The 15,751-nt window shown below is 44.8% G+C and carries 7 protein-coding genes and 2 pseudogenes; all 9 read right to left on the bottom strand.

Annotated features, from left to right (window positions below; translation table 11 throughout):
- Positions 1–67 precede the first annotated feature (67 nt).
- The 9 genes and pseudogenes from ACCI49_RS20790 to ACCI49_RS20830 all read right to left on the bottom strand — a co-directional run bounded on the left by ACCI49_RS20790 (position 68) and on the right by ACCI49_RS20830 (position 15,414).
- On the bottom strand, positions 68–694 hold the full coding sequence (locus ACCI49_RS20790) for a hypothetical protein (protein ID WP_371841152.1): 627 nt from the start codon (positions 692–694) through the stop codon (positions 68–70).
- A 44-nt stretch (positions 695–738) separates the two neighbouring features.
- Positions 739–3,198, bottom strand: coding sequence for a glycoside hydrolase family 3 protein (locus ACCI49_RS20795; RefSeq protein ID WP_371841153.1), 2,460 nt, complete (start codon positions 3,196–3,198; stop codon positions 739–741).
- A 1,787-nt stretch (positions 3,199–4,985) separates the two neighbouring features.
- Positions 4,986–6,323, bottom strand: coding sequence for a sugar MFS transporter (locus ACCI49_RS20800; protein ID WP_371841154.1), 1,338 nt, complete (start codon positions 6,321–6,323; stop codon positions 4,986–4,988).
- Between the two features lie 1,429 nt (positions 6,324–7,752).
- Positions 7,753–9,000: a sugar MFS transporter gene (locus ACCI49_RS20805; protein WP_371841155.1), complete on the bottom strand. Its 1,248-nt coding sequence runs from the start codon at positions 8,998–9,000 to the stop codon at positions 7,753–7,755.
- Positions 9,001–9,193: 193 nt separating this feature from the next.
- Positions 9,194–10,753: pseudogene (locus ACCI49_RS20810) on the bottom strand (tryptophan halogenase family protein).
- Positions 10,750–12,249: pseudogene (locus ACCI49_RS20815) on the bottom strand (tryptophan halogenase family protein). The pseudogenes ACCI49_RS20810 and ACCI49_RS20815 overlap by 4 nt, the downstream one beginning before the upstream one ends.
- Complete coding sequence (locus ACCI49_RS20820; RefSeq protein ID WP_371841156.1) at positions 12,246–12,971, bottom strand: SapC family protein; 726 nt, start codon at positions 12,969–12,971, stop codon at positions 12,246–12,248. The pseudogene ACCI49_RS20815 and the gene ACCI49_RS20820 overlap by 4 nt, the downstream one beginning before the upstream one ends.
- A gap of 169 nt (positions 12,972–13,140) precedes the next feature.
- Positions 13,141–14,847: a TonB-dependent receptor gene (locus ACCI49_RS20825; RefSeq protein WP_371841157.1), complete on the bottom strand. Its 1,707-nt coding sequence runs from the start codon at positions 14,845–14,847 to the stop codon at positions 13,141–13,143.
- Between the two features lie 156 nt (positions 14,848–15,003).
- Positions 15,004–15,414: a hypothetical protein gene (locus tag ACCI49_RS20830; protein WP_371841158.1), complete on the bottom strand. Its 411-nt coding sequence runs from the start codon at positions 15,412–15,414 to the stop codon at positions 15,004–15,006.
- Positions 15,415–15,751: the final 337 nt, after the last annotated feature.

The following is a 15,751-nucleotide window of genomic DNA, read 5'->3' on the forward strand; positions in this document are numbered from 1 at the left end:
AGTTCGGCGTTTCTCTTCCTGCGCGGAAGCGGGTAATTTTCTTGCATCAATAATATCCATTTGAGTATTATACAGAACTATAGAGCCACCGGGTTAATAATTTAATGTACAACAGTCCATTATTAACATAAGCCAGCCATCCCTCAGTGCCATTTGCAATCACTTTTCCTTCAATCAAAGGTTTTTTGCTGTCTAAAGGCAACCAAAGAGTATCCCTGCTCAACTGATAATCTACTTTGCCAAATACGATTTTTATGGTCTCAGGATTTACTGGAGCAAAAGCCAGGCCTTCAATCGGCACTCGCGTGACTTCCCAAGCCGCAAGTGCTTCAAAATCCTTTGTGGTTTCAAGCTTATAATCCAGCTGTAGCAGATCATGGCCAGTCCAGCTAAAGTGTTTCTCCACACTGACTCCAGCTCCTACAGGGCCTTCCAGAGACAGATTTTGAGCGCCGCTCTTTATAACTTGATACGGTTGAGAGTCATGAGCTGCTATTGGGGGCCAATCCCATAGACTCTGCGGACTAATCCACAAAGTAGAGCCGAAATTAATCGGATGTATCTCTGACCCGGTTAACAGTTCAATGTTCTTATAGCGTAAAGCGGTTACTCTCCCGCCCACTTTCGGATCAACCGCAATAGACAGCTGGTCTTTCTTCAGCCAAACTTCATCGGCAACTGTATAACCCGACAATAATGCTCCTAAGTTTAGCACCACAAGAATTAGCAGAAATCCTATTATCCTTTGCATTTCACTACCGCTTTAGCTGCGGCCTCCGGTACCAGTTTAATATTAGCCAGGGCCAATGTTGTAGGCCCTTCACTCTCCAGGCGCAAAGCACTGGATATCTGTGTAAAGTCCACCCCCGTTTTTGCAAAACACTGCAAATCAATCGAAAACTGGGTCCATCTACCGGCGGGTAAAGATTGCAAAGACGACTGTAGCGGAACTTTACCGACACAGCCTTCGCCGCAATCAATCACTGCAGTAAATGGTTTTGTTACCGGTTGGTCTACACGGATATCCAAAGTCAATGCAGCGCGCTCCCTAAGGTAACGACTCAGGTCCTGATCACTGTTGGCTGTCAACTGAACACTTCCAGAACGCAAACCCTTCCACTGGATTAAGCGGGCATCCTCCTGAGATTCCATATCAATCGATGACACCAAAATATTTTCATCGACACCGCTACTAGCCAGGTTGCCGCTTACAGCAACTAATTGTGATTCTTCCTCCTGGATATATAAATTCCAGGGAGAACGTGGTCTCGACACCATTAACCAGGCATCTTCCAAGGCACCTTCGGTGTAGGTTTCACTCACTTCACTGAGTTCACGATTTACCGATGAACGGGTATGGCTCTGCATACCATATCCAAGCGCAAAAAGTGGCTCGTAATTTTCATGGTAAGGGTTGAGTACTGTCTGGTGTGTATACATAGGCCAACTGAAAGGCAATGTACCGGTAAACTCAAAACGGACCTGTCCCTCAACATCTCTAAACAGTACATCAGCAACACCTGAACCTTCAGATCCAGGTAGCCAAGCGGCAACAAAAGCATCAGAAGCATTCATTTCTTTATTGACCCACAGTGGGCGCCCAGACAAGAAAATACTTACTACCGGAATGCCTTGTTTCTGCAATCCGCTCAGCAGTGCCAGATCTGTTTTATTACCCATTTGGTACTCGATATTGGCGAGATCACCATGCCACTCCGCATAAGGTTCTTCACCATAGACAACGACAGCAACATCCGGGCCTGCACCGTTGCGGAAAGTATCGGCTGAAAATGAACCATCTTCACTGAGAACTGCTTGGCCTCCAGTCTTATCAACGACAGCGGAAATTCCCTCAAAAATAGAGGTGGCTCCAGGGAAATCCTCCCTGCTGTTTCCCGTCCCCTGCCAGGAAATAGTCCAGCCGCCGGTTTGCTTTGTTAAATTATCCGCCGCATCACCCGCCACCAGTATATTTTGTGACGGCATTAGCGGTAATAATTGCTTGTTATTTTTCAGTAGGACCAGAGACTTACGTACAGCTTCCCGCGCTAAACCACGGTGCTCATCACTACCGATAATGCCACTCTTACCTGCCAGTGGGCGCTGGTGCTCAAAGAGACCAGCCCGAATTTTCACTCTGAGAATACGTCTTACCGCATCGTCAAGACGAAGTTGATCTATCTCACCACTCTTAGCCTGAAGCAGAGTATTTTTATACAGGGCTTTCCAATCAGAGGGCACCATAAACATATCCAGCCCAGCATTAATCGCTGCCGCACAGCTATCAACGCTGCAACCTGGAACAAAACGATGCCCATTCCAGTCGCCAACCACAAAACCATCGAACCCTAAACGGTTTTTCAACACCTCTGTAAGCAGGTACTTGTGGCCGTGCAAGCGGTTGCCATTCCAGCTATTGAAAGAAGCCATTACTGTCTGCACACCAGCAGGTAGAGCTGTCAGGTATCCGGCAGCGTGTACCTTTGCCAGCTCTGCTTCAGGCACAGCATTATCACCCCTATCTATACCTCGATTTGTACCGCCATCTCCCACGAAGTGTTTGGCCGTAGCCACAAGGTGTTCACCGCGTAAAAAATCTTTTGATAGCTTTTCTCCCTGCAAGCCCCTCACCATTGCCTCTGCGTAATCAGCGACGATGGATGGATCTTCCGAATAGCTTTCATAAGTTCGACCCCAACGGTCATCGCGCGCTACCGCTATTGTCGGAGCAAAGGTCCAGTCCACCCCGGTCACTGCAACTTCGCGCGCCGTAGCCTGGCCAATGCGGGCAATCAATTCCACGTCACGGGCTGCTCCCAAGCCGATATTATGGGGAAACAAAGTCGCTCCCACGATATTGTTGTGCCCGTGAACCGCATCAGAGCCCCAGATAATTGGAATGGCTACACCACCATCTGAAGTATCCATAGATGCAGCAAAAAATGCTTCCGATAACGCCAACCAGTCTTCCGGTGAAGCAAACTTATCATTGTTTGGATAAGTTCCTCCTCCATTCAAAACAGACCCCAGGTGGTACTTCTTAACTTCATCAGGAGTAACGTATTTAATCTCAGCCTGAATAAGCTGCCCAACCTTTTCCTCAACGGACATCTGATCAATTAGGTCACTGATCCTGGTCTCAAGAGCAGCATCTGGCGGAAAAGCGGCTTCAAGTTTTGGCCAGTTCTGAATGTCCATGTTGGATATATCCACAACATCGATATCATTTTTTTTACATGCGGAAAATGCCAAACAGAACAATACACTCCCCCAAAGGCACCTTCTGTGAAAATCCATCATCAAACTCCTTGACATACCCAGTTACGCGAATTTTTAAATTGATAAAGTTACAGACAGAATAAAGAAAAGTTTTAAAACTCTTATAATAAGTCAATGTTTTATAAAGATTAGACTCGCACCTCCACGAGCCCAAACAGATTTTGTTAACCCGAAAAACTAACAAGTTAACAACTCAATACAGAGTTGTATGCAGTTCTCCATAATCAGATGCCATACGTTGAAAGAAATTTATTACATAGCTCTGGCCATGGGTAAATTTTTAGTAAGGGTCCCCATCCACTATTACATACATATCGTTTGTCATTGCTGCGTCAACTGCCACCCACACCATAGCTTCATTTCAGACGGAATTCTCAAAATATCCATCGTTATCTACTACCCTCATAGCTGTACGCACCAATGGGAAATTACAGTCCAACTTTTCCCGTTGACTGTTTTTCTGTTGCAGTATGTATTCCCATCTTGGTTGCTGTTGCTCTAGAAATAGCTAATATTCGCGAGGTCACCTGCCTGCTACCCAATCAAGACTTGATTGTCATTAATAGCGAGAGGCTCTACCGAAATAGCACTTGCAACAAACAATAGTAGTGATAGGGTTTACCCCCAAAAAGTACCTCTCAATTGAGACACTTTACTCAGTCTAATTTGGGCATGCATCCTAACTTTACCCTCTTGATAATTATTTACATAAAATAGAATCCAATGATGGATAGTCTTTGAGCATAATGAATAAATCTATGATTGCAGTCCTTACACTACCAAACACCAAGCAAAGAGACGTCCACAAGATTACTCGGCAAATACATCCCTAAATATTTAAAATTGCCATCCGCGCCAAATACAATCAAAAAAGCAGCTAACTCTTTACCTTTCCCTTTAGAGTAGCCTTCCCTCTGTTGCTGCTACTGAAAGTTCGCTCCACGCCCAGATATCATTCGACTTGCATCAAGCGAGAGCAACAGCAATCAGACAAGGTGGATTATTATCAGGTTAGTGCGGACAGGTTCGTGCCTTTCACATGTAGGATAGATACTATCTCTGCCTCAATATGTGACCTCCCCATCACGGTTGAAGGACGATGCCTAACAATGGCTAATGTTGAGTAGCACCCAAATATATAATCAACACATTATCTTTCACTAAATACGATAGAACTTTAAAATAATTTACAAGCCTTCTTACGTTATTAATCGAGTGCAATCGAGCTTTCAGGACTACCTTATAAATTTTGAATCCTTAGCGCCATTGACTTTTATATTTCTTAGCCATAAAAGGCAACTCCAAATGTCATCATCAATAGTAATCAACTCCCGAACACCACCACAAGAGACTCAAAAACAATAACTAGTAAGAAAGCCATCCAACAAACCTTGGAGTTATATTTCCCTTACGCCCTTGAGTAAAAACCTTAACGGAAAAATACAGCAGGCAATAATTTATAGCTATCCAAATACGCTACTGGGTCAGAAAGAAAGAATACACTGCACTCGAGACGCGCTGTGAATACATCCCTGTAAGCTCGTAATCGGCATCCATGCCTCATACGGTCCCGAGCGCAGTGTAATCTTTCCTTCTCTCTTTTTAGTACTTATCTGATATGATTCTATCGATGTATCAACCATATAAAAACAGAGCACTAAGAATACGCGATAAAAATCGATACAAAAAATATCGATAAATTACATTTATTCTTGTGCATCTCCTCGAAATGTAGGGAAAAAAGCGCCGTAGTAAACGATATAGCAGTAACATAACATCGGAATCAAAAATGAAAACTGAATTCCCGCATTGTCAGCTAGTATACCCTGTAATAGCGGGATAATAGCTCCTCCTACAATGGCCATACACAGAACGCCACTACCCTGGCTTGTATACCCACCCAATCCCCGCAATGCCAGACTGAATATGGTTGGAAACATAATGGAGTTGCACAACCCTACTGCAACAATCGACCACACCGCAATTGATCCACTAGAAACCATGGCCAGAGCGATAAGCAAGGTAGAACCCACACCACAGACTGCCAACATTTTTCCCGCCGACACATAGCGCAATAATAACGCCCCGGCAAAGCGGCCTATCATAGCCCCGCCCCAGTAGTATGAGACGAAATGAGCCGCCTCAAATGGTGGCATTTTCGCTACCGAAGGCTCCCCGAAAAAGCTTACGAGAAAGCTACCAATAGCAACTTCAGCACCAACATAAGCAAAAATACCCACAGCTCCCAGGGTTAACCTGGGGAATCGCCATATTGAAAATGCATTGTCAGCTTCTAACCTGGATCCCGCTTTCTGCTGATGACTGGGAATTGTCGGCAAACGAATCCAGGAAAAAAAAGCAACCATCACTAGCAGAGTAACAGCCAACCAAAAATATGGGGGCTCCACCAGAGCAGCCTCACGTATACGGAACTCTGCAATGTTAGTCGCACTACCTGAGTCCGAGCCCATTGAAAGACTTGTAAAAAATACCGCCCCACCAATTACTGGTGCCAGAGTGGTCCCCAAAGAGTTAAATGCCTGGGTAAGATTAAGCCGGCTTGGAGCAGAGCGTGAACTACCAAGCGCAATAACATAGGGATTGGCAGAGACCTGTAACAAGGTGATTCCAGAGGCTAAAACAAAGAGCCCCAGTAGAAATACTTCATAAATCTGCAGTCGTGCGGCAGGGATAAAAACTAAACAACCGGCACAAGCAATAAGTAGTCCAAGTACTAAGCCCAACTGGTAGCCCACTCTACGTAACAATAGCCCAGCAGGTACAGAAACCAGAAAATAGGCCGCAAAAAAGTAAAACTGGACCAACACAGCCTGGGTATAACTCAGTTCAAATACATTTTTCAAGTGAGGCACCAGCACATCATTCAGGCCAGTAATAAAACCCCATATAAAAAACAAAGAGGTGAGAGCAGCGAGATTAAAGTAGCCTGGAGCGCTACCAGTGAATACCTCATTGTTAGAGACGGACTTACTTTTAGATATTATGCTTGAGGAAAGCTTTGATTCGTGTAGCATCCGACTCATTGGAGATCAACTCCTAAATCTTTATTACTATTTGGCCAGAGGTGAAAAATACACTCCTTTCGAAACACGCCGTGATTGTATAGCTGTGTACACTTCATCTGCATGCATGTTTTATACAGGCTCAAGTGAAGCGTATTCTTTCGCTCGTAAATTTGAGTATTCACAACTGGGCCGAAAGTAAAGCGCACACTTCTCTCACGACGCCCCGTAAATGCATACCTGGACACTCCTAGTCGGCATCCATACCTCATACAGGCTTCAGTGAAGTTTATTCTTTTCATACGTCTTTTGAGTAACATGGAGATAAAATAGGCCACACGAAACCTCCCCCACTGTTCAAATTCCCCAGTATATACAATATTAGGATTCACTTTGCCCTAATCAACTCACCTGCAGATGTTCATCGAGAAGGCCGAATTTATATCCACAATATAAGTTAAGTGCACCATAGCCCAGCCCTGCCTTAACCATTAAATATTCAAGCAACTATGAAATTAGTTGTCATACAGGTCCAGACTGCCCAAAATTACTTCACAGCGCACCTCTAAATAAGCTCAGCAGGACTTTTTTAGCGACAAAATGGAAATTTGCCCGGGCACGGATCGACCCAGCAGGCCACAATGGTATCAACTGCACAACAATAAACACTATCATAAATTTTATCTCGCCCCTCCAACAACAGTAAATACATAGACACCTATATAGTATTCTGGTCGTTCCAAACACAAGCGCTAGCTTTGGTAATATCAATGATTCTCAAGCCTGTTTCGGTATTACATGGAAGTTAGCGCGGCCTATCCAAGCTATTTTTTTCTACAGTATCAGGAATCTGGAACCCATAGGAACGGAGGCCCATTCTCACCTTGGGGGGGGGGAATACCCCATCTGGCCAGAATTTGGCGGCTGAAATCACAAATCACGTTTTGTGCACCTACTTTGAAATGCCTTGTATTGCGGAGTAAAGTATCCCATCCTGCTTCAGGGTGAACACCAGGAAACACATGATACTATCAAGATAATTGAACGCGAATACCTATGTAAAGCACAGACGGAAGTAGCTACCAATAAGACTCAAACGAAATTACCACACTGTCAGTTACTACTGGTTCAGAAAGAAAGAATACACTGCACTCTAGACGCGCTGTGAATAAATCGCTGTAAGCTCGTAATCGACATCAATGCCCAAGACAGTCCCGAGTGCAGTGTATTCTTCCCTCTCCCCTTTTAGTAAATCCATATTTCACATTTGATACATCCAACTCAAATAATGCCTTAACTTTTTTGTACAAGCCAAAAAAGTACGAAAATACTGATGCAGTTAATCGACCCCCTTGCTCACCTGCTAAAGAATTAGAAGTAGTATTTTTATTAAAAAAAGCCGGCATAAAAATGCCGGCAAAACGAGCTCGGAGGAGATAACTTAGATATGTTAATCCGCTCTATATCCTAAAAGAGCATAGTAAAGAATATAGAGATAACAAAGTATTGGTAATAGAAACGTCAGCTGAATACCTATCCGATCCGCTAATAGGCCCTGCAATAATGGCACCACAGCACCACCGACTATGGCCAAACATAGAATACCAGACCCTTGACTAGTCGCACGCCCCAGTTTTGCAAGAGCTAAACTGAAGATTGCTGGAAACATAATCGAGTTACATAAACCAACAGCCAATACGGAATACATCGCCAGATAACCACTACTGGTAGCTGTGATAAATAACAGGATGCATGATCCTATAGCACTAAATGCTAACACTTTACCTGCGGCGACGACACGCATAATCAAGGCACCAGCAAATCGGCCAAGCATCGCCCCTCCCCAATAAAGAGAGATATAAAATGCCGCCTCAGATTCATTAATACCGGCAATAGAATCCTCAGAAATAAAGTTCACCAGAAAACTGCCGATTGACACTTCAGCTCCCACATAGAGAAATATTGCCACTGCACCCAAAACCAGATGGCGATATTTCCATGCCGATATTTCCACGACTGTGGTAACTGGAGAGGTGTCGGAAATAATTATTGGTAGTCTGAGGAAGGCAAATACCAGAGCCAAAGCCCCCAGAGTGGAAGCCAAAATCAAGTAGGGGATTTCAATAACAGTAGCTGTGGCAACTCCAACTGCAACTCCCGCTGTGGGGAGGATCAGTAACGCACCAAATGAGGGAGCCACAGTTGTTCCCAGGGAGTTAAAGGCCTGAGTCATCGTCAGGCGACTCGCAGCCGTACGCTCATTCCCTAATACGGTGACATAGGGGTTCGCTGACACTTGAAGAACCGTAATGCCTGAGGCCAAAACAAACAATGCCCCAAGAAAAAGAGCATAGATCTCCATTCTTCCCGCGGGAATAAACAGTAAACAACCAAGCACTGCTACACTTAAGCCAATCACAATCCCTTTCTGAAAACCAACCCGAGACACCAGTAAACCTGCGGGAAAAGACACCAAGAAATATGCACTAAAGAAGCAAAACTGTACCAACATTGCCTGAGCATAACTCAGCCCAAATATATTCTTCAGGTAGGGTATTAGTATATCGTTAAGGCAGGTGATGAATCCCCACATAAAAAACAGAGTGGTAAGGGCAACCAGTGCAAATCTCTGGCCTGCTTGTTCACTGGATTGTAACTGTGAAGCATCTGTTGCTGTATTACTTTGCATAATCGCCATGGCTGTTAATCCTGAGACTTCAGTATCAGTCCACTTACATCTTATTTACATGAAAGCAGGTCAATATCAACATGAACTACTCATCTCTATCCTTACTTTTTACCATATAGCAATTTAAATATCGCACCTATTTTCGATAAACGGGGTCAAAATGAGGGCAATGTGGACGATTGCGAGCTTAGCACCAAAAAGCTTACACCTGCTGTAAACCATAGCTCTGGATTTTTTCGATCAATTCCCGATTTCTCGGCAGATTGGAGATACATTGCTGAACAAATTTTTTATTTTCATAAAGGTGATTTTTATATGTGCTTAAATTGTGGGACCTCAGCTTCGTAGGTCTACTTTTACTTTTAAATCCCATACCATACAGGATATATTGCCAACTCGCAGAAGCAAAAACCTCATCAATCTGAGGAAAATCGTGCTTACTGGGCGGCTGAAAAGCCCACAGTCGTAACCACTCATTTAATCGTTCGGAAGAAGTATTCTTTTGAGTATGCTCTCGCCAGTACTGACTGTCATTACGTTGGGATAAGACATAATGCAGCTTTAAAAAATCAACAATACTGGTCCAGCGATATTTAAATCGATCATTGAAACGTCGGGCAATAATATCCATGACTACTCTGTGCCCTGGAAAGTCTGAGCTAATCATTGCAGCAGCAAGCTCCACCAATACCAGAGCTGACGCTTCCAGTGGTTCAACAAAACCAGCCGCCATCCCAACCGCAACGCAGTTACGATGCCAGAACCTAGCCCGATACCCTGGACAGAATTTCAGCTTACGAAAACTCAACTCACTGAACTTCTGCTCACTTAAACTTTTTGCCAAATAAATACGCAGTTCTCTGAGTGCACTCTCATCACTTATATGAGCGCTGGAATATACATGCCCAACTCCCTTGCGAGTCGGCAAGCCTATATCCCAAATCCACCCCGCACTTTGTGCAGTGCCAATGGTATGAGATGCAATTGGATCGCCTTCATAACTATAGGGCACTTGCACTGTAATGGCCCTATCATTAAAGAGTTGATCAGCACATGATACGAGGGGGATGCTAAAATGTTGACCAATTAACCTAGAGTGGCTTCCTGAGCAATCAATAAATAGATCTCCACAGATTTCGCCACCGTCATCCCTACATAAGGATGCTATATCTCCATTTTGATGACTGCGTACGCCGATTATGTTCCCTCGATGATGGATCATCCCAAGTTCTTCTACACAGTGACGCGCGAGCAGCTGCCCCAACTTTGTAGCATCTATGCGATAAGCATAATTTGCTATTGCGGCATATTCCGGGGTAGTAATTTGCTTCGGTGCTAGCCCTAGTTCTCACAATCGGCTTTGGAAATTAACACTGTCAGCAAATGATTCCGCTTTGTCATCGGCACACCACATATTGGCAAGGTCAATTTCCCCATAGTTCTCTGGAGTTGTTAAAGGATGATAGTAAAAGTCGCCCTCTACTCCTTTGACCCAACCGCAAAATTTGGCTCCTTGTTTAAAGGAAGCCTCACATTCGCGAAACAACTGGGTCTCATTGAGGCCAATTTTACGTAGAGTCTTACGCATTGTTGGCCATGTACCCTCTCCCACACCGATATTGGGAATATCCGGCGATTCCACTAATACGATATTCAATCCGTCCTTGTCAGCCGCACAGTACTCTGCGGCAATGACGCCGGCAGTCAACCAACCCGCAGTACCTCCCCCCAGAATAACTACCCGCTTAATCACACCCTTCATAAAGAATTTTTCTCATTCAGGTAAGATTTACAATAGTTCTCTATGGCTTTTCGATGGGCAGGGAAACTACGGACTTTTTCGGCCACAAAGTTTCTGTAGCCTTTCAAGAATCTATACAGTTCATCATCAGCCATCAGGTCGACAATTGGGTGATAGTCACGGGGTACTAAGCGCTGCCCAAGCATTACCTGTACCCAGGAATCAACTTGGAATAGTTCCTTACTACTAATGGACAAAGCCCCGATATTATGAAATAGCTCAAGACGTTGCTTTAAAGATTCCGGTATGTCCATTCGGCTGCAATAACGCCAGAAAGAACTATCGCCACGCTCCGTTGCCTTATAGTGCAAGATAATAAAGTCCCGAGTCATTTCCACTTCTTCACGAGTCTGCCGATTAAAAGTAGATACAGCTTCTTCAGCGATAAACTCACGGGGAAATAACTTCAACAGGCGCAATATTGCCGACATTGCCAAGTGTATCGAAGTGGACTCCAAAGGCTCCAGGAAACCACTGGATAAACCGATAGCCACACAGTTTTTATGCCACGCTTGAATGCGGCGACCTGTGACATAGCGAAATTTACGGGGCTCGCTCACGGGGTCAGTTTTCACAACCTGTAACAATCGCTCGTGGGCTGTATCATCTTCCACATGACGACTGCAATAAACTAACCCATTGCCCACCCTATGCTGCAATGGGATGCGCCATTGTCATCCAAATTCATGGGCTACTGATTGGGTAATGGGGGGCAATTGCTCTTCTGATGCAGTTTGGACTGCAATTGCAGAATCACATGGCAGGAAGTGGCCATAGGGCTCATAGCTAACATTCAGGGTCTCTCCAATCAAGATTGCTCGGAAACCACTACAGTCGATAAACAGATCACCTTCGACTCTGGAGCCATCATTAAGAACAAGTGCCTGAATATGACCATCTGATACAGCTACATCCACCTTGGCTATTCTGCCATTAATATGGCGGGCGCCATATTTTAACGCATATGTACGCAAAAATTCTGCATACAGGCCAGCATCTAGGTGGTAGGCATAATTAAGTTTTTCTGAATCCCCAGGTAGAACTCGGTGAAGTTTAGCGGCCTGTAATTCGATATTGTAATCTTCGAGATCATCGGCCAACCCCTGGTTCTGTCCGGCCAGCCAGAAGTGGTGAAAGTCACATGCCCAACAGTCTTTACCAGTAACACCAAACGAATGAAAATAACTATCTTGCAGGCGAGCCCAATTATTAAACTCAATACCCAGTTTAAACGTAGCCTGGGTCGCCGCCATAAATTCCGCCTCCTGAATCCCAAGAAGGCGGTGGAAGTTACGAAGTGGCGGTATTGTGGCCTCACCCATTCCAATTCGCCCTATCTCAGTACTATCCACCAGGGTAATTTTTACCCGTTTTCCATAGAGCTTGGCAATTGCCGCTGCTGTCAGCCATCCAGAGGTACCACCTCCGGCGACTACAACACTTTTCACCTGGCTCATAAGCCCTCATTCCCTGTAGATATCCACATTTTTTCAAAAATATTATTTTTATTGAAAAAAAATCCGACATTTGATGAAGAGCTAGCAAGGAGGTAGGCGGACTGCAAGAAACTCGAGCTGTTTAACCGCTCAAGTGTTTCGCCATGCAGTTCACGCAGCCTCTGTGGATTGATCGAATAGAGCCCCTTGAGGTTTGCGCCTCCAACCCCATGAGTCGGCTTAATCGTAATCGGTTCAATCAGAGACTCGGCGGTGAGAGCTTCAATAAGCTCCTCACTCTGCTGATAACCACGATGGATAAGGGAAAGTACACTGATTGCCTTGTTTGCCATGGCAGTAGGCTCACCATTCTGATCAAACAAGCGCTCACCATCACTGCTAACTCGGTCATCATCCAGATCTAGACATAAGTTTAATACTTCGCCTGATCGTCCAATAATGAAGGGGCCTCTCCTGACCACTAAGGGTACATATCTTGAGTACCATTTCCCCTCGATTAAAAAGTCATTTTTATGCAAATCCGAAGAAAGTAATGCGGCCAAGAAAAAACGTCCGGTTACAGAATTTTTCTTTAAAAAAATGGGATACTCTTTATGTGCCGCATCTAGCTCAGAAGGAAATACTTGAACGTACCCAAGGCCATCCTGAGGGGATAATTTTGGCTCACAAAATACCCGGATATCGCGATGTCTTTTGTTATCGACAACCGTAATACTGGCCATCTTCACAATCTCACTATTGCTCTTGTTATATTGGGCCTACAATTGTCTACACGCCATCAGTTAAAAACATACCTTACTCAACTAGACAGGCAAGAATCTTAGCTATTGATTAATAACGGATAATATAGTGCCGCCATCTAAATCAGGCGGCCTATACCAGATACCGCTTTCAAAAGTTATAGCGGGCACTTAGTGCATAGCGTGGCCCAAGCATTTCGATGCGTAAAAGCTGATCCTCGGTACACCCAAACTGCCTTTGGTCTTCACCCAAAAGATTTATCCCTTCAAGACTAAGCTTAAGGTTGTCATTAACTTCATAGCCAACACTTAAATCAACCTGACTATACTCTTCAACATAGCGCGGCCTCTTCCCTCCATCCTCAATACCACTGAGAAACTCATCCCGCCAGTTGTAAGATAGTCTGGTGGAAAATCCATAGTCCTCATAGATCAAAGACAGGTTAGCTGTGTCGCTAAGTCCGGTTAAGGCAAACTGGGCTCCACCATCTACATCCGGGTCCTGATTTACATCGTATTCTATATCTCCATTAACAATGGTATAGTTTGCCTGAAGCCCGAAGCCACTATCACCCAAGAAGTACTGAACTCCCATTTCCCAACCATCAATTACCACACTCTCAGTACTCATTGGCTGGGATACACGGAACATTATTGGCTCATCATCTGGGTTACCGGTTACATCAACCAGGTTTTCAAACTCTTCAGCGGTGTAATCATAAAAGCCCACACCGAGAATATTTGCAGCCACCATTGAAAATAGATTGGTATCGTTAATTGGTTCAGCCAGATCATCCATCGCCTGCTGGGAACGAGGGCCATTGCTCGGATCTGTAAGGCCGTACAAATTGGTATCAACTGCTGCTGAGCCAATAAAGTTATCTACATCTTTGCGAAAATATCCGATAGAGACATAACCGGAGTCGTCAAAATACCACTCCAAAGACAAATCTATATTGTTTGACTCCAGTGGTAAAATCCCAGGATTTCCTGAGCCTGCTGTACCCAGTACTGAGCCAGACAAAAGCGTGGGCAGAGAGGGACCATTCAATCCCGTAGCGGCAGAGCCCATTTCGCTATAGTTGGCTCGGGCAATAGTCTTACTGTATGAAAAGCGCCCTTTCAAGCCCGGCATAAACTCTATATCAAAGTCCACATTTGGCAACCAATGATCGTAGTCCGCTTCCTGTGAATACAGCGTAGGTTCCGCACCGGCAGGTATTTGAAAATCATTATTACTTTGCCAGACTACTTCTGTAGGGATATTGGCCAGGTCTGTAGATGTGATATCAGTCTTTTCATAGCGCAACCCAACTATTAAATTTATTGGCATACTCTGCCATTCACTATAAAAATTATATTGCATATAACCCGCCAGGATCTTCTCACGAATATTGCGATCCAGGTGGTCAACCGGGTTAACACCCCAGGGTAACCCAGCAGCGCTGGACAGGTGCTCTCCAATCAGAGCGGCATCACCGGTATAGCCAATTAATAGCGGCACCGCTTGGCCATCACTGACTATATCGAAGAATTCCTGGCTGTTGGAATTTAATGAGAGGTCGTAGCCATCAAACAGATCGGCATAATTTATTGGCGATAAATACTCAGCCGGAACATCACCTGGATTGGCGATTCCCCAGCCACCGGCAAGCAACTCCTGATAAAACGAAGATTGCAAACGCGTTTCCATATCACGGGACTCGATACCAAAATCGATAGAGTGCATTTCACTGAAAACAAAATTGCCATCCAGGCGCGCTTGGGTGAAATCTGCACGGGAGCGGTCATTATATATCTGCCGAACAGCTGATCCCACTTCCTCGTTATCCAGTACGCCATTACCATTCCCGTACACTGAATCATCGAAGTCTACAACCAGAATCGGTAGACCATCACTGGTAAAATCGACTCCCTGCCCTGCAGCGACATTTGCTCCAAGGCCTATATTAATCCAGTTACCAAAGCCGGCATCCGGTAAACTGGAAGATTCTGATTTATGCGCATCAAAGCTCTATTCGAATTGGTCGCTGGGCTGCCATACCAGATTCAGGCCAAGAGACTCCAGTTTATTCACTTGATTCTGTTGCTGTAGTGCCAAGCCAATATCTCTTGGATTCTGCTCACGACGCTCCTCCCAATACAGAGTTGGTGTATATACGGACGCATCATCAAATGCGATATCACTTTTGTAAGTATCCATCCAAGCGGATAACTCTGAACGATTTTCATAGATATCCTGTTTGGCATAGGTGTAATCGACGGTGCTGGTCAGAGTATCTGTCGGTCGCCACTGCAAAGTAAGTTGCGAATTTATTCGTGTACGTTCACGGTCCGCATGGAAATAGCGGAGATCGGAGTGCAGAGATCGCAACTCTCCTAGTTCAGGTTCGTTAATGATTTGTATTGGCTTGATCCTACCCATCAACAACGGACACACCACTAAGCGACTAGTTGTTCCTCAAACGCCTCAGGGCTGAGATAGCCATTGGCGCTGTGTAGGCGATTTCGAATGTAGTCTATCTCTTGGTCGGGGAGGTGTTATGGGAAGGAAAAAATATACTGCGCTTGGGACCGCATGATGCATGGATGCCGATTACGAGCTTACAGGGATGTACTCACAGCGCGTCTCAAGTGTAGTGTATTCCACCCTTCTGACCTAGTATTAACCCGGTGGCTCTATAGTTCTGTATAATACCCAAATGGATATTATTGATGCAAGAAAATTACCCGCTTCCGCGCAGGAAGAGAAACGCCGAACT

This window comes from Microbulbifer epialgicus, assembly GCF_041447265.1.
In the GTDB taxonomy this organism is placed as follows: domain Bacteria; phylum Pseudomonadota; class Gammaproteobacteria; order Pseudomonadales; family Cellvibrionaceae; genus Microbulbifer; species Microbulbifer epialgicus.